22 protein-coding genes, 3 pseudogenes and 1 riboswitch are annotated in these 20750 nt (G+C 51.9%); of the genes and pseudogenes, 1 reads left to right on the top strand and 24 read right to left on the bottom strand.

The features are described 5' to 3' along the window. From ACSAMP_RS16620 to ACSAMP_RS16610, 3 genes and pseudogenes are all read right to left on the bottom strand, one after another. A pseudogene (locus tag ACSAMP_RS16620) lies at nt 1-88 on the bottom strand (DUF3847 domain-containing protein); the annotation flags it as partial. After that, nucleotides 81-422 carry a replication initiator protein A gene (locus tag ACSAMP_RS16615; protein WP_118300501.1) on the bottom strand — a complete coding sequence of 114 codons (342 nt, stop codon included), beginning with the start codon at nt 420-422 and terminating at the stop codon, nt 81-83. The pseudogene ACSAMP_RS16620 and the gene ACSAMP_RS16615, both read right to left, overlap by 8 nt. Then, complete coding sequence (locus ACSAMP_RS16610; protein ID WP_457801087.1) at nt 419-607, bottom strand: hypothetical protein; 189 nt, start codon at nt 605-607, stop codon at nt 419-421. Before ACSAMP_RS16610 ends, ACSAMP_RS16615 begins: the two co-directional genes overlap by 4 nt. A 483-nt stretch (nt 608-1090) precedes the next feature. Between ACSAMP_RS16610 and ACSAMP_RS16605 the strand changes: the two genes are divergently transcribed. After that, complete coding sequence (locus ACSAMP_RS16605) at nt 1091-1897, top strand: helix-turn-helix domain-containing protein (protein ID WP_009296084.1); 807 nt, start codon at nt 1091-1093, stop codon at nt 1895-1897. 61 nt (nt 1898-1958) lie between these two features. Here ACSAMP_RS16605 and ACSAMP_RS16600 read toward each other — a convergent pair whose 3' ends face one another. From ACSAMP_RS16600 to ACSAMP_RS16500, 21 genes and pseudogenes are all read right to left on the bottom strand, one after another. Next, nucleotides 1959-2921 carry a DUF3658 domain-containing protein gene (locus tag ACSAMP_RS16600; RefSeq protein WP_014078537.1) on the bottom strand — a complete coding sequence of 321 codons (963 nt, stop codon included), beginning with the start codon at nt 2919-2921 and terminating at the stop codon, nt 1959-1961. A 16-nt stretch (nt 2922-2937) separates the two neighbouring features. Further along, nucleotides 2938-3327: a TnpV protein gene (locus ACSAMP_RS16595; RefSeq protein WP_009296082.1), complete on the bottom strand. Its 390-nt coding sequence runs from the start codon at nt 3325-3327 to the stop codon at nt 2938-2940. Beyond that, complete coding sequence (locus ACSAMP_RS16590; protein ID WP_022742028.1) at nt 3287-3649, bottom strand: helix-turn-helix domain-containing protein; 363 nt, start codon at nt 3647-3649, stop codon at nt 3287-3289. The genes ACSAMP_RS16595 and ACSAMP_RS16590 overlap by 41 nt, the downstream gene beginning before the upstream one ends. A gap of 70 nt (nt 3650-3719) precedes the next feature. After that, a pseudogene (locus tag ACSAMP_RS16585) lies at nt 3720-3872 on the bottom strand (Maff2 family mobile element protein); the annotation flags it as partial. A gap of 2 nt (nt 3873-3874) precedes the next feature. Further along, on the bottom strand, nt 3875-5737 hold the full coding sequence (locus ACSAMP_RS16580) for a VirD4-like conjugal transfer protein, CD1115 family (protein WP_118235786.1): 1863 nt from the start codon (nt 5735-5737) through the stop codon (nt 3875-3877). Further along, on the bottom strand, nt 5734-6222 hold the full coding sequence (locus tag ACSAMP_RS16575) for a PcfB family protein (RefSeq protein WP_117515955.1): 489 nt from the start codon (nt 6220-6222) through the stop codon (nt 5734-5736). Before ACSAMP_RS16575 ends, ACSAMP_RS16580 begins: the two co-directional genes overlap by 4 nt. Nucleotides 6223-6228: 6 nt before the next feature. Further along, nucleotides 6229-7128 carry a DUF6017 domain-containing protein gene (locus tag ACSAMP_RS16570; RefSeq protein ID WP_117515954.1) on the bottom strand — a complete coding sequence of 300 codons (900 nt, stop codon included), beginning with the start codon at nt 7126-7128 and terminating at the stop codon, nt 6229-6231. Between the two features lie 514 nt (nt 7129-7642). After that, nucleotides 7643-9031 (bottom strand): recombinase family protein, encoded by a 1389-nt coding sequence (locus ACSAMP_RS16565; RefSeq protein ID WP_370816525.1) that lies wholly within the window; start codon nt 9029-9031, stop codon nt 7643-7645. Nucleotides 9032-9049: 18 nt separating this feature from the next. Then, nucleotides 9050-9850, bottom strand: a pseudogene (locus ACSAMP_RS16560) (recombinase family protein); the annotation flags it as partial. Further along, entirely contained in the window at nt 9847-10347 is a 501-nt protein-coding gene (locus ACSAMP_RS16555; RefSeq protein WP_015527532.1) for a PcfB family protein, read from the bottom strand. The gene ACSAMP_RS16555 and the pseudogene ACSAMP_RS16560, both read right to left, overlap by 4 nt. An 86-nt stretch (nt 10348-10433) precedes the next feature. Then, nucleotides 10434-10853 carry a DUF4313 domain-containing protein gene (locus ACSAMP_RS16550; RefSeq protein ID WP_002576240.1) on the bottom strand — a complete coding sequence of 140 codons (420 nt, stop codon included), beginning with the start codon at nt 10851-10853 and terminating at the stop codon, nt 10434-10436. A gap of 12 nt (nt 10854-10865) precedes the next feature. Next, nucleotides 10866-11177: a DUF5720 family protein gene (locus ACSAMP_RS16545; RefSeq protein WP_457801086.1), complete on the bottom strand. Its 312-nt coding sequence runs from the start codon at nt 11175-11177 to the stop codon at nt 10866-10868. 22 nt (nt 11178-11199) lie between these two features. Beyond that, on the bottom strand, nt 11200-11946 hold the full coding sequence (locus ACSAMP_RS16540; RefSeq protein WP_009004944.1) for a BRO family protein: 747 nt from the start codon (nt 11944-11946) through the stop codon (nt 11200-11202). 34 nt (nt 11947-11980) lie between these two features. Next, nucleotides 11981-12844 carry a DUF6017 domain-containing protein gene (locus ACSAMP_RS16535; RefSeq protein ID WP_117529581.1) on the bottom strand — a complete coding sequence of 288 codons (864 nt, stop codon included), beginning with the start codon at nt 12842-12844 and terminating at the stop codon, nt 11981-11983. Nucleotides 12845-12911: 67 nt separating this feature from the next. Continuing rightward, nucleotides 12912-13097, bottom strand: coding sequence for a hypothetical protein (locus ACSAMP_RS16530; RefSeq protein ID WP_015527914.1), 186 nt, complete (start codon nt 13095-13097; stop codon nt 12912-12914). A 29-nt stretch (nt 13098-13126) separates the two neighbouring features. Continuing rightward, nucleotides 13127-13402 (bottom strand): DUF5720 family protein, encoded by a 276-nt coding sequence (locus ACSAMP_RS16525; RefSeq protein ID WP_002592134.1) that lies wholly within the window; start codon nt 13400-13402, stop codon nt 13127-13129. A gap of 12 nt (nt 13403-13414) precedes the next feature. Then, a complete protein-coding gene (locus tag ACSAMP_RS16520; protein ID WP_055290218.1) occupies nt 13415-14341 on the bottom strand; it encodes a ParB/RepB/Spo0J family partition protein in 927 nt (308 codons plus the stop codon). Continuing rightward, entirely contained in the window at nt 14298-15119 is an 822-nt protein-coding gene (locus ACSAMP_RS16515) for a ParA family protein (protein ID WP_055228680.1), read from the bottom strand. Before ACSAMP_RS16515 ends, ACSAMP_RS16520 begins: the two co-directional genes overlap by 44 nt. Nucleotides 15120-15238: 119 nt before the next feature. Beyond that, nucleotides 15239-16906: a 23S rRNA (uracil(1939)-C(5))-methyltransferase RlmD gene (rlmD, locus tag ACSAMP_RS16510; RefSeq protein ID WP_457801085.1), complete on the bottom strand. Its 1668-nt coding sequence runs from the start codon at nt 16904-16906 to the stop codon at nt 15239-15241. Between the two features lie 118 nt (nt 16907-17024). Further along, nucleotides 17025-18683: a hypothetical protein gene (locus tag ACSAMP_RS16505; protein ID WP_457801084.1), complete on the bottom strand. Its 1659-nt coding sequence runs from the start codon at nt 18681-18683 to the stop codon at nt 17025-17027. Nucleotides 18684-18814: 131 nt separating this feature from the next. Continuing rightward, complete coding sequence (locus tag ACSAMP_RS16500; RefSeq protein WP_457801083.1) at nt 18815-20239, bottom strand: alanine/glycine:cation symporter family protein; 1425 nt, start codon at nt 20237-20239, stop codon at nt 18815-18817. Nucleotides 20240-20389: 150 nt separating this feature from the next. Continuing rightward, nucleotides 20390-20486: riboswitch (glycine riboswitch) on the bottom strand. Nucleotides 20487-20750: the final 264 nt, after the last annotated feature.

Below are 20750 nucleotides of genomic sequence, written 5' to 3'. Positions count from 1 at the left end.
CCTTTTCATCATTGATGGCTTTTCGCAGCTTCTTTTCACACTTTTCCAACTCCCGGTTGAGATTTTCCAGCTTTGAGGTATCAGGCAAGGGCAGCGTCCTCCTTTCCCGGTATCAGCACATAAATCCTGTTTGGTTCTCCAACGCCCTGACGCACCCGCATGATAAGTCCGGCGGTTTCCAGTTCATTCAGAGAACGCTTGACCGTCATGGGACTGCGGGACAGGACTGCGGCAATGGCTGTGACAGGGAAGCAGACAAACAGGATTCCGTTCTCGTCCTCTTGCCCTTTGGATAGCATAGCGTCCAGCATCCGGCAGTACATGACCTTTGCGGTGCTGCTGACTGGAAATCCTGTCAACGCTCTGGGAAATGGCATACATGGCGGCAATGGTGTGTCTATCATCATAAATTCAAAATTCATTCTGTGTGTTCCTCCTTTTTCTTTGCTCGTTTGGATAAGTAACGGGGGCAGTCAACCACAACCGCCCGGAAGCTCTGCCTGCACCCATGCTGGCATTTCCGGCACAATTCGTTGTAAGTGACACGCCCCCGGCCATTGAGGTAAAAGGAAAGCTCATGCTTCCTCTTTTTGCTCATTCTCGACATATTGCGCTTCCTCCCGTTTTAGTGTATGGTTTCGGGGCGATTTTCGGCAAAATTACGGCCATAGAGCCGCTTAAAATCTCCCGAAGTATCAGCGATAGGGTAGACTATCCCCCTATCAGATTGTCGTGTTTCGGTATCATTTCGGTGTCAGTTCGCCAGTTCTCCCCGGTGTCGTTCCTCCCCTGAATCTCACAGCGGCGTATCGCTCCCTTTGGTACGCTCGTTTCGGTCAGGGTTCCTCCACATCCCTGCCAAAAGTCATGGCACTACATCGCCGGGGAAGCATATCCCACACAGGCTGGTCATTCGATTGGAATAATCCATCGATGAACTACCTGTATCATAGAACATTTTTGTGCCCTGTGCCGTATGTCCACAAAGTAGGAATTAGGGGTAAAAAGCGGAAATTTCCACGATTGCGGAAAGTATGATATAATCCAATTAAGCGGCAGCAATCAAACCGCCGGAAAGGAGCGTGCGCCCATGAAAGGAGCAACAAGCATACAGGAACGCCTTTGGGAACTCCGCAAGGACAAAGGCTTAAATCTGGAAGAACTATCAAAGCTGACAGGCATTTCCAAATCAGCTCTTGGAAGTTATGAAAAAGAGGATTTTAAGGAAATCAATCATGGCAACCTTATCACGCTGGCAGACTTCTATGGGGTCTCTGTTGATTATCTACTGTGCCGGACAGAGAACAGGGAGCAGATCAACACACCATTGACGGAGCTGCATTTGAATGATGAGATGGTGGCACTGCTGAAAAGCGGTCGGATTAACAACCGTCTGCTCTGTGAGCTTGCTACACATAAAGATTTCATCAAGTTTCTTGCAGACATTGAGATTTATGTGGACGGGATTGCTACCATGCAGATTCAAAACCTCAATGCACTTGTCGATACCGTCCGGCATGAAATCATTGAACGGTATCGCCCAGGCGAAGATGACCCGCATTTGAAAGTGCTGCAAGCCGCCCATATCAGTGATGATGAGTATTTCAGTCACATGGTTCTGGATGACCTCAACCTGATTATCCGGGATATTCGGGAAGCCCACAAAAAGGACAGTGAGAGTGCGCCCCAGACCACCGTTGCCGATGAATTGAAAGAAAATCTCGAAGCAGTCGAAAATTTCAAGGGCAGCCGGGATGAAAAGCTGGTTGTCCTTTACTGCAAGCAGCTCGGTATCAACTATAAAAATCTGTCAGACGAAGAATTTCGCTGGCTGATTCGGATTCTCAAAAAATCAAAGAAAATGGGAACGCCTATCAGCCAGAGGAAAAAACGGTAAAAAAAACCGCTGTTGCATGGTTGGGGTGCCTTCCATGTAGCAGCGGTTCTTGCTGTGGTTATTATTTCATTCGTTTTCTTAATATCCGGCGATAATTTGTTTCTCCCTTTGGTGCGTCCTGTATAATTTCCAACACACCATCTTCAAGCATTTTATCAATGCGATTAGAAATCCATACATCACTAATTCCAAGTTGATATTTTCCTAAAACATTACCTATAACAATAGCCATTTTGAATTGCTCTGGCTGTTCCGCAATTTCACGAAGAATGAAACTATCATATATATCTTCTGAAACACTTTGCAATTTACCATTTAGCATTGCACGCAAAGGTGCATTTTCATTTTGAAGTTGATTCCATTTCATAGCACAAGCTGAAAGAAATACAGGCTTAGCTTTTTCTTGTAGAGTTATATATTTTCCCCATTCGCCAGGAGAAACCTCACCCCATGCTATTTTGGATGTCATAGTATTTTCTTTTCCATATTCCCAGGCAGGTAACTTAACCAAATAAATTGTTGTCTGACAGTTTAATGGTCGAAGTTGTTTCATAAGCCAGTACATACCGCAAAGTTCATCCGGATTATAGCTATACCAAATACGAACTTCTTCCCCAGCTACATATCGTTCAATAACCGAAGACAATGTAGTTTTAATTTTCTGTATTTTTTCTTCAACCTGATAGTCTAAATCCTCTACAAACCAGACAGACAGCATTTTCTTGAGAACATTTTTCCGCTGTTCGCCAATTCCATTATCAGAAATATCTCCCACACTAAGAGCCATATCAAAACAATAAACATCACTGCTCTTGCCTCCCAATGGAATAGCATTCTCCCAAGCAATATGTTCTTGTTCCTGTGCTTGAATTTGTGCTTCTTTCATTTCATCTGAAGATGGAACACTCCCATCTTCGTGCCTCATAAAGACCGAAACTGCACTTCCTCTATACTTTCCCTTACCGTAAGTTTGGGCAATTTTCAAACTTCCACAGGCACTTTCACCAAATACAATTTCAATCATCTTATATACCTCCGATTTAATTACTCCCGTATGAATAAATTATATCATGCAAAACAATTTCTTCTGCCCGGTTGTGAATGTTATTACAACGCTGCACCCATTCCATTTGTTGAGTTCGCTTCAATTCCTCTGTCACGCCCTCGGTGGCTTTCATCTGCTCCATGATAGTGTCTAACCGTTCCTGTGCCTGTTCGTTCAGGTCTGCAAGATATGTCCACAATTCTCCGGTCAGTATCAATGTATTCAATCTGGCTGGGTGGACTTCCCTTAAATATTCCCGGTGCATCCGTCCGTACTTTCCGATAGGGCGGTGTTCCTCCGGCAGTTTCAAGTCCGGGATGTAGTAATCTCCGACAAGGATATAATCAATTCCGTTTTCCGTTATTCTTGGTTTCAATTCTCTCATGTTCCTTACCTCCTGTGGAAGCAGGCTCGTCTGGTACTAACTCAATCACATCGGTAATCTCACAATTCAGCGTTTCGCAGATACGGGCTAATGTATCCATGCTGATGTGCTTTCCCTCTTTGCTCATGTTGGCAATCATATTTGTTGTCATACCAGCAGCAAGCCTTAAATCCTCTTTCCTCATATCACGCTCTAACAGTGTGTGCCAGAGTGGTTTATAGCTGATGTGCATATTGTTTTCCTGCCTTTCTATCCATACCACCGGGGCGGCTGCCCCGGCAGGAACTTTTCTCTTATTATAGCACCAATCTTGTGAAATCACAATTTATTCTTGTATCCTGCCGCTGATACCGTCTGGATTGGTTTTCCTTTCTTTTTTGTTCCCTTTAATTAGCCATGAACTGCTTGATGCCCTGGCTTTTGGAGGCAGGGTTGTCCTGGCCGTAACCTTCCAGAAGGTTGATGCCGCCCCACACGCACAGGCCGCCGCCCAGGGCGATGACCAGAGTCTGCAAAACGTCGATAGCGTTAGTAAAAAAGCTCATATTCACATTTCCTTTCGTTCAGTTGAATTGTTGGGTTGAAGGTCGGTGGCTTTCAATTCGTACAGATCGAAAGGCTCGTCCGGCTTCACAATGGCCGGTCTGCGTTTCATGTACCGTTCAATGTCAAAGGTATTTTTCTTGTCGGCGTCGGCAAGGTACTTGTAGCGGGGATGCTTCGTTATATCAAACTTGTCGCTGAAAAACGGCCGCACCCCTCGAAGCTGCAAGATACACTTGCCTCCGTCCATCACCGCAATCTCGTCCTGGGTCATCAGCTCCTTTCCTAATTTCTGATAGTTGAGGCCGTGGGAAACCTGACTGCCCCGGTTCTCGGATTGATTGAAGCTGTCGATGGTCTCCTTGCCCAGCAGCTCCGAGATTTCTTTCAGGGTGGATTTCTCCTTGCCTCCCAAAAACAAGGTGGTGTCGCAGTTGCCCACAATGGTATCCGCGGCGTCCTTGTAGATGGTCTTTAACTGGCTTTGGGACTGCAAAATAATAGAAGCCGAGATTTCCCGGCTCCGGATGGTGGCGATCAACTTGTCGAAGTTGGGTATCTGCCCGATATTGGCGAACTCGTCCAGGAGGCACCGCACATGGACGGGCAGCCTGCCGCCGTACACGTCGTCCGCCTTGTCGCAAAGGAGATTGAATAGCTGGCTTTGCAGCATGGCGATAACGAAGTTGAAGGTGGTATCCGTATCGCTCATAATGAGAAACAGCGCCGTTTTTCGGTCGCCCAGGGTGTCCAGTTCCAGTTCGTCGTCCGACATGATCTCCCGCAGCTCCGCAATATCGAAGGGGGCAAGGCGGGCGCCGCAGCTAATCAGGATGGATTTCAAGGTCTTGCCGGCAGCCAATTTGAATTTGCGGTACTGCTTCACAGCGAAGTGGTCCGGGTGCTCCTTCTCCAGCTTGGCGAACAGAATATCCACGGGCGACTGAAATTCCTCGTCGTCCTCTCTGGCCTCCGATGCGTTGATGAGCTCCAGCAGCGTGAGGAAGTTCTTTTCTTCCGGCTCCGCCTCGTACCAGATGTACCCGATCAGGGCGCAGTACAAAAGCCGCTCGGCCTTCACCCAAAAATCTTCCGAGGATTTTTCTCCGTCGCCTTTGGTGTTGGCAATGATGACATTGACCAATTTGAGGATGTCTTTCTCCGACCGAATATAGGCGAAGGGGTTGTATTTCATGCTCTTTTTGAAGTTGATGGTGTTGAGGACTTTAATGCGGTACGGCTCATAGATGACCTTCCCGCGGGCATCCCGCAGGGGTTTTCCGTTCTCGTCCAGCTTGGGGGCGCCCCGCCGCAGCATGGTCCCCACCTCGGACAAAAGCTGTCCTTTGGGATCGGTGACCACATAGCTGCTGTGCATCTGCATGAGTGAGGGCTTGACGAAGAACCGGGTCTTGCCGCTGCCGCTGCCGCCGATGACCAGAATGTTCTTGTTTCGGGCGTACTTGGGATTTTTCGGGCGGCTGGACATGGTGAGCTTTTCCGTCTGGGTCAAAGGAATGTTCCAGTCGGGAACCGGATCGACATAGGGGGCAATATCGGCCGCCGTGCCCCATCGTGCGCTGCCGTACTCAATGCCCTTGCGATATTTCTTTGTATTCTTGCTCTTGGCATACACCGCCAGCCGAACAATGACCGCCCCGGCGATACCCGCCAGCAGGTCCAGCGGATGCAGACTTGGCAGCCCAGAAGAAAACGCCTCCGTAAAGCCCTGGCTCAAATGCAGGAACTTTTCAGAGGCGTCAAGGCCGGGCGCAAGGCGCACCGCCTGGCAGAGCTTGTCAAAGAGATACACGAACAGCAGATACGGGAGGTTGGGGATCAGCTTTTTCTTCCAGTCAACCGTCATAATTCCACACCCCGGTCTTTGGTCTTGACCTTCTCCCGCTGGCGGTGCTGGGCTTTGGACTGCTGTTTCGCCTGCTCCAGCTCCTTGCGGATGGAGGGCTTTTTCTCTTTCTCCAGGTTCTTTGCGGAGAACTCCCGAAAGGCTGCCGTGATAACGTCGGCATCCCGGCCCTTGAAGAACACCAGGTAGCGGGGTATCTCGCCGCTGGTATCCTTTTTCAGAGCAAAGTCAATGCCGTACTTCTTGGCGGTGGCGGAAAAGGCCCGGATGTTCCGGTCGGTGATCTCGATGTTGGAAACGCCGGTGTTGTGCTTCATCAGCTGCCGGAGGGTCTGCTTTCCGTGGTGCAGCTTGGTCTTATGGCCGGTCACTCCTTTCTGCATCTCGTCCAGCACTTTTTTCATGGCCTGCTGCAGCATCCCGGCGGAGAGTTTGGTGGCCTCCACACAGAGGGCAATGGTGCGCTGGGTGACTTCTTCCTGCATGACCTATCATCTCCTTTCTCCGCTGCCGTACAGGTCATGGTTCACCAGGGACGCATAGTAGCTGTCGATGGTGGCCGGGGCGTTATACAGGGCAGCCAGCAGATATTTCTTGATGTTGCGGACATAGGTGGTGTTCTCCCGCATACGGTCCAACACATACTCAATGTGAGAACTGTTCAGCTTCAGGAACCGGGATTTGACCACCTCCGCCGGATAGTCGTCCCCGGCAATGCGGATCGTTTCCCTGCGGGAACAGACGGTATCCACCATGAGTTCCACCAGTTCATTCAGCATATCCCGATCCAGCCGGTCATCCCGGCATAGATAGTCATACTCGATATTCTCCAAAATCAGTTCCCGATAGCTCTCTCGCTCCCGCATCCAGTCCCGTCCGGTTCGTTTGGTCTCTGCGGGGGTTTGGGGACTTGATTGGATAGGATTTGATCCTTCCGTACTTGATGAATCAGTATTTGATATTTGGTTACTTGATCCTTTAGTATTTAATTGTGCGGGTTTTTCCTGTTCAGGTTTTCCCAAGACAGGAGAATCCAAGACTGGTTTTACCTGAACTGGATTTTCCCGTTCAGGTTTTCCCGGTTTAGGTTCCGGCGGCCTGGGCTGCTCCAAAATCGTGTACTCGATGCTGCCGAGCCGCCCGTTGGCGTTGCGGACTCTTTCACGGATAATGTATCCCGCATCCTCCAGCTCCCGGACCGTAGCACAAATGCTGTCCACTCCATCCCGGCATATCCGCGCAAGACCTTTGGTGGTGTAGTCCCAATCCTCCGGCAAGGATAGCATGAGGGACAGCAGCCCCTTCGCTTTCAGCGACAGTGCCGTGTTCCGCAGATGATGGTTTGCCATCACCGTGTAGTCGCGGGTTTTCTCAATGCGAAATACCGCCATAATCTCACCTCCCTCCGGCGGTCTGGAAAAGTGTTCGTTTTCGGAAAAAATTCAATTCTGTGCCCACTTGCTTCTCCATGTGGGAAAACCTATGGACACTTGATTTGCATTTCCTACATGAAGAAATACCTTCGATTTCTCACCCCTTTCAATACAGTTTTCCGTGTACTTGATGGAAAGTAAAAACGCCATAGGATTCCCTATGGCGTTTGGGACAGGAAAAGGGTGCTGATATTTCACATCAGCACCCTTTATCCTGCCAGTATTTGATTTTTTGACTTCACATCGTGTTCCTTGCCTCTGAAAACATTGATTTTACTGGACTATCTCATGTTTTCTTATTAGGAGGCGGGGAATGGTCTGCCCGTTTCTCTGTGTCGTGATAACTCCGTCCGGTTTGGTCGGCGGGGTGGGTGTTCCTTTCTTTTCTGTCAATAGGTTACTCCTTTCTCCGGGCGTAAAAAAGGGACTTCCCGTAGTTCGGAAAATCCCTCTATGATGTTGCTATTCTGTTTTATGGTGCGGACAGTGCGGCGGCAGCCTGCGCCTTTTTCTTCGCCCGATATTCCCGCGCTTTGATACGGTCGTACTCCCGCCTCTTTTCAAGATTTCTCGCCCGGTATTCTCTTGAATAGTTGCGGTGGTAGGCGCGGCTCTTTTCCTTTCTTGCTTCTTCGATTTCCTCACGCATTTGCCGGATTTCCTGCTCTGTCGGCTCTGCAAGCTGTGTCAGTTCATTTTCAAATCTGCCGATATGGTTAAAATATATCCCGATATGCTGAATAGCCTGTTTCGCCCTTTTCTTGTCACGCTCATGCACTTCAATCCGGCTGATAAACTCGTTGAGGATAGTCGGGGTAAGGTCGGTAAAGTCAGCGTAACGGTCTATCAGCTTTACAAACTTCTGCGCCCGTCCTCCCGCGTTCTCAAAAGCGGATAGCTGTTCCCTAAGCTGTTCAAGCTCGGCTTTCAGTGAGTAGTATTCTTCGGAATACTTCTGCGACATCTGCTCATAGCGGTCTTGTGGGATAGTACCCAGCGCGTTGTCCTCATAAAGTTTATTCAGCACCTTGTCAATCTGTTCAAGGCGCGTCGTGATTTGCGGGATACGCTTCTGCTGTTTCTTTGTCTTGTCGGTCTGCTGCATGGCAAGGCTCTTTTTCACTAAGGCTTCAAACTCTGCCCGGTTGCTGATAGAGTATTCCGCGATTTTTTTCAGCACATCTGCGACGGTCTGCATAAGCAGATCCGCGTCCATGATGTGCGGGGAGCTGCACTTGGGATTTTTGGCTTTTCCCTTGTGGTACTCGCTGCAATAGGCAACATGGCGCTTGCCGCCGTTTCGGTAATCTATGCGAATGTGCATTTTTGCACCGCAGTCTTTACAGAAAAGCAAGCCGGACAGAGGGTGGATTTCTCCGTCCCCGTTGGGGCGTTTGACAGGTGCGTTTTCCAAAATCCGCTGCACATTTTCAAAGTCGGTGCGGTCAATAATCGGCTCATGCACATTTTCTGTGATGTGCCACTGGCTTCTGTCTACATAGTGGTTTCGCTTATCCCGGAAATGCTTTGTGGTCTTGAAGTTGACTACATCGCCGCAATACTCCTGCCGCGTGAGGATATGGGTCAGCGTGGCTTTGTTCCACTTGTAACGGTTATCCTCGTTGAGCGTCTTATTTTTACAAGTTCCCCGCCCGCGGTCTTTCATGTAGAAAGTGGGGGTTGGGATTTGCTCCTGTGTCAGATATACGGCGATTTGGTTTCGGTTTTTCCCGTCCAAAAACAGACGGAAAATAAGGCGTACAACCTCGGCGGCTTCCTCGTCGATTATCCAAAAATCCTTGTTGTCCGGGGCTTTGATATAGCCGTAAGGGGCTTCGGTGGCAATCGGCTTTCCACTCATGCCTTTGGTCTTAATGCCCGTTTTCACTTTCTTGCTGATGTCCTTTGCGTACCACTCCGACATGATATTGATAAAGGGGGCAAACTCTAATGTGTCGGGGTTTTCGCTGTCTATACCGTTGTTGACTGCGATAAAGCGTACATTGTTCCGTCTGAAAATCTCCATAGCGTTGCCAACTTGGAGATAGTCGCGCCCCCAGCGGGTAAGGTCTTTCATAATGCAGACACCGATTTTGCCGCTTTCCACATCTTCAATCATGCGGGAATAAGCGGAACGGTCAAAGAACCTGCCGCTTTCGTCGTCGTCAATGTAGTGGCGGATATTGGTTAGGTGCTGTCCTTTGGCGTAGTTCTCTAAAAAGATTTTTTGGTTCTGTATGCTGTTGCTCTCGCCGCCGTCCCTGTCTTCGTCGCCTACGGAAAGGCGGGAGTAAAGGGCTGTGATTTTATTGTAATTGCTCATGTGCATATCCTCCTGCGTCCATAAAGTCGTTGTTTACAGTTAAGATTATGCACTCCAGCGGGCCGAACCATATTCCAAACCATGTCGATATTTCTTGGCGTTCTTGCTTTTAAGATACACCGCCAGCCTCAGACCAACACCGCAGCACAGCCCTACCAACAAGTCCAATGGATGCAGGCTTGGCCAGAAACTTTGCAACGCCCCAGGCAGAACCGCAACCAGCGAAAGAAACTTTTCTGAAGCATCTGCCCCTTGTGCCATTCGCCATGCCTCTCCAAAATTGGTAGCAAACAGCCCCAGCAGGATATACGGCATATTCAGCAAAATGAGCTTTTTGATGTCCAATGTCTTTTTCATCGTTCCAGCTCCTTTCGCTTGGTGCGATCCACCACAGCATTTTTAACCATCTCTTTGAACTGGTTAAGTTTTGCCAGTACGGACGGGCGCTCTGTTTTCGTTGCCTTTTTGACCTTTTTGTTGGTGTACTCTGTAAAAGCTGCTGTCAGAGCATCTGCATCACGGCCTTTGAAAAAAATCAGGTACTTTGGCGGAGAACTGCTGCGGTCCTTTTTCACCGCATAATCCACACCATATTTCCGGGCGATCTTCTCAAACTCCTTGATAGATGGGTCTGTGATCTCAATATTGGAGATCCCCTGATTCTGACCAATGATCTGCTTGACGGTCTGTTTGCCGTGGGGTGTCACAGGAGCGTCACGGCTTCTCTGCTTTTGCAGCTTCTTTTCCTTGCAGTGGGCCATGTACTTGCTGATGGCGGCTTTGAGCAGCCTGCCGGTGAACTTTGTTCCACTGACAACCAGTGTTAAAGTCCTGTTTTCCACTTCTTCCTGCATTTTCATCGCCTCCTTTCCACAAAATGTGCAGGGGTGGTGCACTTCTTTCTAAGGCGGGACCACCAGCCGCCGGAGAAAATATTTCTTCATCGCTCCATCCCGCGGTTCTTTTTCTTTACCGGCTTCTTATCCGGCAGATTCCACTCTTCCCGAAACTCTGCCACACCTTTGGGGTCAAATGCCTTCAACTTCTCCAGATCAAAGGCAACGGCAGAATATTTTCCATAACCGGACTGAACCTGATAGGGAAGCACCTTCCCCAATTTGTTCTCTTTGATGAATCGCAGCAAATCCTTGCTGATGTCACCGGAAATAAACGCCTCTCCGGGGTCCAGGGAATATCCTGGTAGGTTCACCGTCATATCTGCAAACGCCTCTGCTCCATCTTCTGTATGGGTAATCATGCCGATATAAAGCCGCTGATTATTCGCATACATTCCAAGTTGCAGCGATATGGTTTCTTCCCCATATTCCCACTTAAAGGGTACTTTCTTTTCCTCATTCATATCGGATTCCTCCTATCGTATCTGTTCTTTGTGGTCATAAAACAAATCTCCATTTCTGACCTTTGCATGGCTGAGAATCTTGATCTGCCCATTTGTCTGACTGTCCAGAGCTTTTTCATAGCCTATATCTGACAAAAACAGGCGGGTGCGTTCTCCTTTCCAGCCAACCGGGGAGTCATGCGTCAGTACATCAAAAATAATCATGTGCCGGGTGTTCTCCGCAAATCGCTGGAGATCCATGTAGTCATGACCGTGATAGTTCTGCGCCCCGGCTTTCTGGCGCATTTCCTCCATCAGCTGCCCGATTGTTTTGCCTTCCTGCATAAAACCCACTTCCTTTCCGTTCTTATGAGACCAGCAAGATCATCTCCCGCAGCTGAGCAAAGTAGAGCTTTCCCTTTGGCGTAACCAGCGTGTAGGAGCCGGTATGCCCGTGATTGCAGTAGTCTTTCACACAGAACAGCCCCGTATTTTTCACATTGGCATAGGGCAGCACATTGCCGGATGCTGTGCGGTACACAAACCGTCGTTCTATCAGAAACCGAACAAACCGGCGCTCCGGGACATCCAACTCTTTGGCGGTTGTCCTGAGATTGGTGCTGTGCTTTAAGTCGATGAACAGGTCATAGAAAGCGGCTTTGCCCTCCAGCTGTGCATTTTCCTTACGCAGAGAAATATTTGCTTCACGCTCAGCCAACAAGTCTGAGCAGAGCTTCATCAGAGCCTCCGGGGAAGTAGCTACCTCCCAAAGCTTCTCTCTTGTGAGATAGGCCCCGTGCTTGCGAATGGTAGGCAGAACCTCATCGAATACCCACTGTTCAAACTGTTCTGCCGATGGCAATTTGCTGTGAACAATCAGGCGGTACAAATCTCCTTCGGGGATAAAAGTCATACTGATTTTGCGGTCGGGGCTTTGTGGGTGAGGTGCGTCGCGTTTCACGACATACCTACAATGGCGGATAATTGCATCGCGGGAATTGCTGTACCCCAGCGCAGCGGCCACATCCGTTCCGCAGAACAGGTATTTGCCGTTTTCTTCGATGACCCGGATACTGCCAAACTCCGGGTTTTTGAAAATTTCCATCTGGTTCATGTCGTGCCTCCTTTGGCATGATAAAAGGCGGCCTTTACCAGCCGCCTGCGTGCATATCGTGGTTGACCAATGAAGTGAAGTGATTATTCATGGTGGTAGGCGCATTGAACAGCACCGCAAGCAGGTACTGCTTCATGTTGCGTACCTGGGTGGTGTTCTTTTGCAGACAGTCCATGACAAACTCGATGTGGGAGCTGTCCAGTTTCAAAAAACGGGAACGCACGATCTCGTGAGGAAAGTCTGCCCCAGAGATCCGGGTGGTCTTTCGTCTGGCACAGACCGTTTCTACCAACAGCTCTACGATCTCATTCAGGTCATCCAGGTAGAGAGGATAACGCTGCTTCAGACAGTCATACTCGATATTCTCCAAAATCAATTCCCGATAATTTTCTATCTCTGTGACAGACATCGCATCTCTTCCTTTCCGTTCCAGCGGTCTTGCCGCCGCTGTTTCCCGGAAGGGAATGGAATCGGTACTTGATCCATAAGTAATTGATTTTTCTGTATTTGATTTCTCTATATTTAATTCTGCGGGCTTTTCCGTATCCGGTTTATCCATATACGGGTTTTCCGTATCTGGTGAATCCGTATCCGGTTTTCTAAGCTGTGGCTGCTCGTATATGACATACTCTGTATCGCTGATGCGTCCCTGCCGGTCACGCAGCTTGTGCCGCACAATGTAACCGGCAGCCTCCAATTCCCGCAACGCAGCGCCTATGGCATCCACGCCCTCCTTACAGATCTTTGCAAGACCACGGGTGGTGTAATTCCAGTCTTCTGGCAAAGACAGCATCATGGAAAGCAGCCCCTTGGCTTTTAACGACAGGTTTGCATTTCGTAAATGATGATTGCTCATCACGGTATAATCACGGGTCCGTTCAATACGAAAAACGGCCATCGACCTCACTCCTTCCGAATTTTGGGTACAAAAAAACCGCAATCCTCATTCCAAAGAATTGCGGTGTTCAACACTTTTCAAATTTTCTTGCATAGAACCAAAACAGCGGCTTTCGAGGACGCGCCTCTGTAAATGGCTCCTCCTGGGCGAAAGGAAGTGTTTGCATCACTCGGTCAATATCCGTTGAATCCATGTCATGCTGAGATTTGCAATCTTCCCGGATTGCTTCTTGAATTTCCTTTACCGTACACATAGTCATTCCTTTCCTTTCGTTGTATGGGTTTATGAGCGGCGGCGTTTTCCCGGTTTGAAATCGAGGATATGTCCCTCAATCACACGAGCGTAACGCTTGATCTTAATCTCCCGGCGCTGCTGGCTTTGCAGGGCAGCCTGATACCCGTCCTCGGTCAAAAACAGCCGCATTTCCTCTCCGGGGCTGCCGTAAGCTGTGCTGGGACGCAGGACGGAAAACTCAATCATCCAGCGGGTGTTATCCCAAAACCTCTCTACGGCGAGAATGTTGTGTCCTTTCAGCTCACGGGCTGAAATATCCCTCATAGGCGGCTCCTTTCATCGTTCCTGATCTCTCTGACGCTTTTTCTGCCATGCCTCCAGCAGCTTGATGATGGTTTCCTGCATCCGCTGGGGCGTATAGCTTTTAGGGAAATACTTTCGCAAGGTGTCAGAGGTAAATGTCACTCGGTCCAGATCGCTTTTCTTTTCCTCACCCATGATGACACGCATCATATCGAGGGTCAGATGCCCCTCCTGACTGTATTTTTTGAGCCGCTGAGCTTGAGAAAGAGAAGGGGTAGCCTGTTCGCTGTCCATGGCATCCAGCAGGTCTACCTGTTCCTCCTTTTTGAGAAAGGACAGCTCATAGGCAGGGTTCAGGGCAATCTTCTTTTCATCCACCATATCCATCAATTCAGGAATCAGCTCTGTCAGACGGATATAGCGCTGAACTTGATTTCTGCTTGAACCAGCCTGCTGAGCCAATATTTCATCGGCTCTCAACTTCGTCCCAACTTGGGACGAAGTTAAATCAACTCGCTCTCCCTGATGTTTCATGGCATCCAGCTTCATCTTGTAGGCAAATGCTCTTTCACTGGGGAGCAGACTTTCTCGTTGCAGGTTGCTGTCAACCATAATGATCGTGGCGGCATCATCATCCAAATCCCGAACAATGACCGGCATGGTCTCCTTTTCTGCCAGCTCACTGGCTCTGTGCCGCCTGTGTCCGGCTACCAGCTCATAACCGCCCTCCGGGTCCGGTCGAGCAATCGCCGGAACCAGAACGCCATACTGCTTGATACTGTCTGCGGTCTCCATCATGGCTTCGTCATCCTTGACTTTGAATGGATGCCCTTTGAACGGGTGCAGTTCCGACAGCGGGATTTCTACTACTTTTTCTCTCTGAGCATCGGCACGGCTCTCCTCCGTAGAAAACAGATCATCTACCGATGCCAGTTCTACTTTTTTCGCGCTGCTTTTCAAGTTTCAACACCTCCTTCGTCAGATTTCGATACCCCTCTGCCACCTTACCGCCAGGGTCATGGACGAAAATGCTTTTTCCCTCTGCGCTAATTTCCTTTGCACGGACAGAGTGTGGAATCTCCGTTCCAAAGACTTTGATTTTACTTCCATAGGTGTCCCGCAGCAAAGCAGCAATCTCTTTGGCAAAGTTGGTGCGGTTATCCACCATCGTCAGCAGTATACCGTCAATCTGGAGCTTTGGATTGATCTGCCGTTTTACCTTGCTGACCGTAGATAAAAGCTGTTCCAGTCCTTTGGCGGGCAGATACTCTGCCTGAACGGGAATTATGATCCTGTTCGCAGCCGCCAGCGCATTGACCGTAAGCATCCCCAACGAGGGCTGACAGTCAATCAGGATATGGGAATATTGTCCCTTCAGTGTGTCCAGATATTGCCGTAAAACCGTTTCACGGCTCATGGCGTTTACCAGAGAAACCTCCATACCGGAAAGCTGAATATCCGCAGGCATCAGGTCAACGCCTTCTGCATGATGCAGAATACCTTCTCCGGGGCGTATAGGCTGATCCATCAGAATTTTGCCCATTGCATCCGACAGTGTAAATGGCAGCTTGTCCGGTTGCGGATTTCCCAAGCTGATTGTCAGACTTCCTTGTGGGTCCCCGTCGATCAGAAGCACTTTCTTTCCGGCCTGTGCCAGACCTATTCCCAAGTTCGCACAGGTTGTTGTTTTGCCAACGCCGCCTTTCTGGTTGGCGATGGCGATGATTTGCGTGTTCAAATAAACCTCCTCCTTCTACAAAAAATATCCCTATTCCGAAAAATAGGGATGAAAAAAGCCGCTTACTCAAATAAATGAATAAACGGCTATGTAAGAAATATTCGATTGTAAGTAAAGTTTTATATCACTGCAAAATAACGAAGTGCATCTTTGATTGCTTCTACCTTTTCTGGTGTCGGATGTTTCCTCGGCTGTTTCAATTCTTCTACCGCATTAGGAGCATCATACATCGGCAATCCCAAATTTCGCTTTACCTCTGCGATATATGCGGTATGTACCTTGAAGCCGTATTTCGCTTCTATGTACTCCTTAATCATTTTGTAGGTCACTTTTTCTTTGGGCTTATACGCTTCGGCTCTTTTAGCAATACTATCTACCGGAATCTTGCCCTCGCCCTCTCCAAACTCCACATCAATGTGGATGTAACTGTCGGCTTTTTTGTGGGATAAAAGAACTACCGTCTCCACGTGGGCAGTCCTCGGGAACAGATCCACCGCCTGGCCTTTTTTCACCTGGTAGCCCAGGTCGGACAGGCGTTTGACGTCCCGGGCCAGGGTGGCGGGGTCGCAGGAGACGTAGACGATGCGCTCCGGGGCCATGGAGGCTAGGATGGCGGGGACCTCCGGTCCCAGGCCCTTTCGGGGCGGGTCCACGCAGATGACCCTGGGGCGCACGCCCTCATCGGCCAGCTTTTGGGCCACCGCTCCGGCGTCGCCGCAGAAGAACTCCGCGTTGCGGACGCCCGCCCGGGCGGCGTTCTGTTTGGCGTCTTCAATGGCCTGGGGCACCACCTCCGCCCCGATGACCTGCCCCGCCTGCCGGGCCAGGGCCAGGGAGATGGTGCCGATGCCGCAGTACAGGTCCAGCACCGTCTCGTCCCCACGCAGTCCGGCAAAATCCAGGGCCACCTGATACAGCCGCTGGGTCTGGGCCCGGTTGATCTGGAAAAACGACGGCACCGACAGCCGGAAGGTCAGGCCGCACAGCTTCTCCTCCAGATAGTCCCGGCCCCACAGGGTGCGGTATTCCTCTCCCAGGATCACGTTGGTGTCCCGGGTGTTGAAATTCAGCACAACCCCCACCAGGCCGGGACAGGCCCGGCGGAGGGAATCAACAAGCTCCTGCTGGAAGGGCAGGCCGGTGCCGTTGACCACCAGACAGCACAGGGCCTGGTCACGGCTGTTGGTGCGCACATACAGGTGCCGGACCAGTCCGGCGCCGTCCTCCTCCCCATAGGCGGGGACCTGATATCGCTCCATCCATTCTTTCACGGCCCCCCGCAGGGCGGTGACGGTCAGGGGCTGGAGCAGGCAGTCCGGCGCATCCAGCACGTCGTGGCTGCGGGGGCGGTAATAGCCGATGGCCAGGCCCCGCTTCTCCTCCGCCACGGGGAACTGCACCTTGTTCCGATAGCGCTCGGGCCGCTCCGCCCCCAGCACCGGGGGCCAGTCCAGCTTTACGCCGCCCACCCGCTCTAACGCGTCGGCCACCCGCTGGCCTTTGGCCCGCAGCTCCTCGGCATAGGTCATGTGCCGGAACTGGCAGCCGCCGCACCGGCCCGCCAGGGGACAGTCGGGCTCCAGCCGCTCCGGGGAGGCCTCCAGCAGCTCCACCCCCCGGGCCCAGGCCACGTTCTTTGTCACCTTTTCCAGGCGGACGGTCCAGCGCTCCCCCCGGATGGTCCCGGGGACAAAGACCACCCGGCCCTCCAGCCGGGCCACCCCCATGCCCTCGGCGGTGTAGCCGGTGATCTTGGCGGTGTGGACAGCGTTTTTCTTCCAGTTCATGCGGTACATCCTCTCTCCCCCGCCCTCACCGGCCGGGGTCTCTTCTCTGTCCCCCTATCATAACACGGTCCGGAACATGGAACAAGGAAAAGATACTCCGTGGTCATGCAAAACCGGATCACGTCTGGTCCGTCTCCTCGCGCCCCTCCCCGCCGCCCCTGCCGCGCATCAAATTTTTGTCATGGCGATGGATGTACAAAAAGGCGTCCAGCAGTGAGAGGAACAGCCTGGGCTGGCGGTGATAGTAGTTCTCGTTGTCCGGTGTGCGGACCAGATTGATGTGATAGATGACATAGGGGCTGGTGCTGGTGTCAATTTTCCATCGCCCCACCGGCGTGGAGAAGCAGAAAAAGGGCCGTTTTATGTGAATCGGATACCCCTGCTCCTGGCACAGGCCGCGCAGATCGTCCACAGACTCCCCCTTTCGCTTCTGGTTGGTGATGGGGATGGGGCAGGCAATGTCCAGCTTGGCGGTGGGCTTGCAGAGTTTGCAGGGGGTGTGCCCCGTGCGCAGGGCATCTTTATAGCGGGAAAACCCGGTGATGTTGTGCATACCCTGGAGTTTCCGACAGTTTCTCCGGTGAAAATTCTGATACCCGGCGGCAGCGAAAAAGGCAAATCGCGGCTGGGTCAGGGTATAGAAATCCCTCTTTTCCGTCTCTGAGGCAAAGCGTTCTCTTTCTCCGGCCAGTCGTTCGCCCCGGGCCTGCACATAGCGCTGATAGGCCTGCCGCTCCTGGGCGGTCATCCCCCGGTCTGAATCGCTGCTTGTCTGCTGCGCCGCAGGCTTTTTCTTCCGTTCCTTCCACTTTCGCTGTGCCGCATTGCGCCATTTCCCCGGTACGGGATGACAGAGCTTGCAGGGGCGACGCCCCGTGTTGGCGCAGCCGTCATAATAGACCGATCCCAGTATCTGTCCCGTCGTACCGAGAACAACCCCGCAGTCCCGCCGGTGGAACACTTGGGAATGCTCGGTGTACACAAACTGATACTGCATACGGGAAATGATATCCCGGTTGTGCTGACGGATGGCCGCAGACAGTTCCTGTTTCATGCAGCGGGGGCAGGGGACCATCTTTCTTTTGAAAAACGACTTCATGGTGGTGTATCCCTGCAGATCGGCTCCGGCTGGGATATAGGCACACCCCGTCTTGTGGAACAGGCCGCTCTCCTTCTCCCGCTGATAGGGGGCGTCATCTGCCGGCTTCTGGACCGCCGCCGCTTTTTTTCCCCCTTCATCCGGCGGCGGACCATACAGCAGGGCCGCAGGATATTGGATAGCCAGCAGCGCCTGCCGTATGGCCGCCGCGTCGTGTTCCGACTGGTGCTTCGGGCCGGGTGCCTGCATTCCAAAATCATCGCATATGGCATAGGCGCTGCCGCTTCTTCTGCCGCGCTCCTTTAAATAGAGGAACACATATCTGCCCAGGATAACAATCCGCTGTGAGACGGTCTGTCCAAAGGTGAGGTGATACATGGATTTAAGCATGTTTTTGCCCGACTTGTGCCAGAAGCAGATGATATCCTCCTGCCGCAGCCAGCTTCTGAGTTCAGACAGCACGGCATACAGCCCCTGGGCGCATAAGAAGTCCATCGCCCCTCCGCCGGTATAGGCCATGTGCTCCCAATGGTAAAAAGAGTTGTCCCTGGGGCGAATGCGGGAATAAAACCGATCAAGACAATTCCACTGCTCGTCCACCCGCATGGCGGCCAGCTGCGTGGGATAGAGCTGATTCTCCGCATTTTTGACCCACTCAATATCCATCAGCACGAACATAAACGCGCCCCTCTCTGTCTATATTATTTTTATTATGGCAGTTTAGGTGTCCCATAGAACGGACAGCAGACCTACAGACGCAAAAAAGAGCCGACAAAAGTCGACTCTTTTCCGCGTCTGCGCCAGGCAGATCATTTCTGAACCTTTTCTTTGCCCGCCTTACCCGCCGCCTTGTGGACGGAGGACAGGACCATGCCGGTGAGGGCAAACAGGGCGATGGCGTTGGGCAGGACCATCAGGTTGTTGAACATGTCGGTCAGCTCCCACACCAAATCGTTGGACATCACGGTGCCCAGGTACAGGAAGACCAGGGCGATAACGGCATAGACCTTGGCGGCCTTTTTGCCAAAGAGATAGATGACGTTGATCTTGCCGAACAGATTCCAGCTAAGCACGGTGGAAAAGGCAAAGAAGAACAGGCACACGGCCACAAAGGCAGAGCCCACGCTGTCGCCCAGCACGCTGCCGAAGGCCAGCTGGGCCAGGTTGGTCTTGTTCACGCCCTCGGGGATAACGCCGTCAGCCAGCATACCGCCGTCGGTGTACAGGGTGCAGATGATGACCAGGGCATTCAGGGTCAGGACGATGAAGGTGTCGATGAACACGCCCACCATGGCTACCACGCCCTGATCGTGGGGATCCTTCACATTGGCCTGGGCGTGGGCGTGGGGGGTGGAGCCCATACCGGCCTCGTTGGAGAACAAGCCGCGCTTGGCGCCCTGGCTGATGGCGGTCTTGATGGCATAGCCGAAGGAACCGCCGATGATGGCCTGGGGCTGGAAGGCATACTTGAAGATGAGGGCAAAGGTGGCGGGGACATCCTGGATGCGCACCACCAGGATACCCACAGCGCCCACCAGGAAGATGACGGCCATCACAGGCACCACCTTCTCGGTGACAGCGGCCAGACGATTCACGCCGCCCAGGAAGATGAAGCCGCAGAAGATGACCAGCACCACGCCCACAAACTGAGAGGGCACGCCAAAGGCGGTCTGGAAGGCGGAGCCGATGGAGTTGGACTGGACCATGCAGCCCATAAAGCCCAGGGCCAGCGTGATGGCCACGGCGAAGAAGCTGGCCAGGAACTTGCCGAAGCCGCCCTTAAAGGCGGTGGTGATGTAGTACGCGGGGCCGCCGTGGATGGTGCCGTCCTTGTCCACCCGGCGGGTCTTGATGGCCAGGGTGGCCTCAGCATAGATGGTAGCCATGCCGAAGAAGGCGATGACCCACATCCAGAAGATGGCACCGGGACCACCGGTGAGAATGGCGCCGGAGGCGCCCACGATGTTGCCGGTGCCCACCTGGGCGGCGATGGCGGTGGCCAGGGCCTGGAAAGACGTCATGCCGCTGGACTGCTTGCCGCCGTTGAGGGACAGGTTGCCGAACACCTTGCGCATACCCTCGCCGAAGAAGCGGATCTGCACAAACTTGGTGCGGATGGTGTACCACAGACCCACGCCGATGAGCAGGATCACCAGAATGTAATTGGACAGATACTCGTTGATCTGGCAGACCACGGGATAGAGCACTGCCTCTAAGGATGCGAACATGGACATTTGCGATCTCTCCTTTTGCGCCCTTGGCGCGCACACAGATTTTCCCCCTGAAGCAAAACATGGACCGGGGAGTTTTCGCTCCACGGTCCATGAGAAAAGCAACGGTAACGACTTCCCTGTGTGCGAAAAACATGCACACCGGCCAGCCGGTCGTTTTCCTCTGTCCTTTTGCCTGAGAGATTAGCGGCTTTGCCGCATTGCACCTTCGGCACTCGTTCGTGGGGCGAGCTTCTCCAGAGTCACATCCGCGCACAGTCCTCGTCCCCCATTCGGGACACCTGAGAGTGTTACTCCTTCGGCAAGCGGGACCCCGCTGTTTTCCTGCACACTTCGTCTGTCTGATTCAGTTGTGCTGTTAAGATAGCACATGCAGGACCGTTTGTCAACCCACGAAAAACATTTATACGTCTGTGACGGATTTTCGCCGTCCTCGCCGCTGGTTTCTGTAGGAAAGTTTACAATTTGGTCTTTCTTCCACCGGGGAATTGTGATATACTAAGTCAATATTGTT

Source organism: Flintibacter sp. SJQ-8, from assembly GCF_054108085.1.
This window is presented reverse-complemented; position numbering and strand designations above follow the sequence as displayed.

What these genes read in the sequence shown, in the direction of transcription:
- ACSAMP_RS16535 (WP_117529581.1), bottom strand. Translation starts at nt 12,844, where the DNA reads ATGGCCGTTTTTCGTATTGAACGGACCCGTGATTATACCGTGATGAGC.
- ACSAMP_RS16555 (WP_015527532.1), bottom strand. Translation starts at nt 10,347, where the DNA reads ATGCAGGAAGAAGTGGAAAACAGGACTTTAACACTGGTTGTCAGTGGA.
- ACSAMP_RS16570 (WP_117515954.1), bottom strand. Translation starts at nt 7,128, where the DNA reads ATGGCGGTATTTCGCATTGAGAAAACCCGCGACTACACGGTGATGGCA.
- ACSAMP_RS16575 (WP_117515955.1), bottom strand. Translation starts at nt 6,222, where the DNA reads ATGCAGGAAGAAGTCACCCAGCGCACCATTGCCCTCTGTGTGGAGGCC.
- ACSAMP_RS16580 (WP_118235786.1), bottom strand. Translation starts at nt 5,737, where the DNA reads ATGACGGTTGACTGGAAGAAAAAGCTGATCCCCAACCTCCCGTATCTG.
- ACSAMP_RS16565 (WP_370816525.1), bottom strand. Translation starts at nt 9,031, where the DNA reads ATGAGTGGAAAGCCGATTGCCACCGAAGCCCCTTACGGCTATATCAAA.
- ACSAMP_RS16530 (WP_015527914.1), bottom strand. Translation starts at nt 13,097, where the DNA reads ATGTGTACGGTAAAGGAAATTCAAGAAGCAATCCGGGAAGATTGCAAA.
- ACSAMP_RS16525 (WP_002592134.1), bottom strand. Translation starts at nt 13,402, where the DNA reads ATGAGGGATATTTCAGCCCGTGAGCTGAAAGGACACAACATTCTCGCC.
- ACSAMP_RS16615 (WP_118300501.1), bottom strand. Translation starts at nt 422, where the DNA reads ATGAATTTTGAATTTATGATGATAGACACACCATTGCCGCCATGTATG.
- ACSAMP_RS16545 (WP_457801086.1), bottom strand. Translation starts at nt 11,177, where the DNA reads ATGCAGGAAGGCAAAACAATCGGGCAGCTGATGGAGGAAATGCGCCAG.
- ACSAMP_RS16550 (WP_002576240.1), bottom strand. Translation starts at nt 10,853, where the DNA reads ATGAATGAGGAAAAGAAAGTACCCTTTAAGTGGGAATATGGGGAAGAA.
- ACSAMP_RS16595 (WP_009296082.1), bottom strand. Translation starts at nt 3,327, where the DNA reads ATGAGAGAATTGAAACCAAGAATAACGGAAAACGGAATTGATTATATC.
- ACSAMP_RS16540 (WP_009004944.1), bottom strand. Translation starts at nt 11,946, where the DNA reads ATGAACCAGATGGAAATTTTCAAAAACCCGGAGTTTGGCAGTATCCGG.
- ACSAMP_RS16605 (WP_009296084.1), top strand. Translation starts at nt 1,091, where the DNA reads ATGAAAGGAGCAACAAGCATACAGGAACGCCTTTGGGAACTCCGCAAG.
- ACSAMP_RS16505 (WP_457801084.1), bottom strand. Translation starts at nt 18,683, where the DNA reads ATGTTCGTGCTGATGGATATTGAGTGGGTCAAAAATGCGGAGAATCAG.
- ACSAMP_RS16600 (WP_014078537.1), bottom strand. Translation starts at nt 2,921, where the DNA reads ATGATTGAAATTGTATTTGGTGAAAGTGCCTGTGGAAGTTTGAAAATT.
- ACSAMP_RS16610 (WP_457801087.1), bottom strand. Translation starts at nt 607, where the DNA reads ATGTCGAGAATGAGCAAAAAGAGGAAGCATGAGCTTTCCTTTTACCTC.
- ACSAMP_RS16500 (WP_457801083.1), bottom strand. Translation starts at nt 20,239, where the DNA reads ATGTCCATGTTCGCATCCTTAGAGGCAGTGCTCTATCCCGTGGTCTGC.
- rlmD (WP_457801085.1), bottom strand. Translation starts at nt 16,906, where the DNA reads ATGAACTGGAAGAAAAACGCTGTCCACACCGCCAAGATCACCGGCTAC.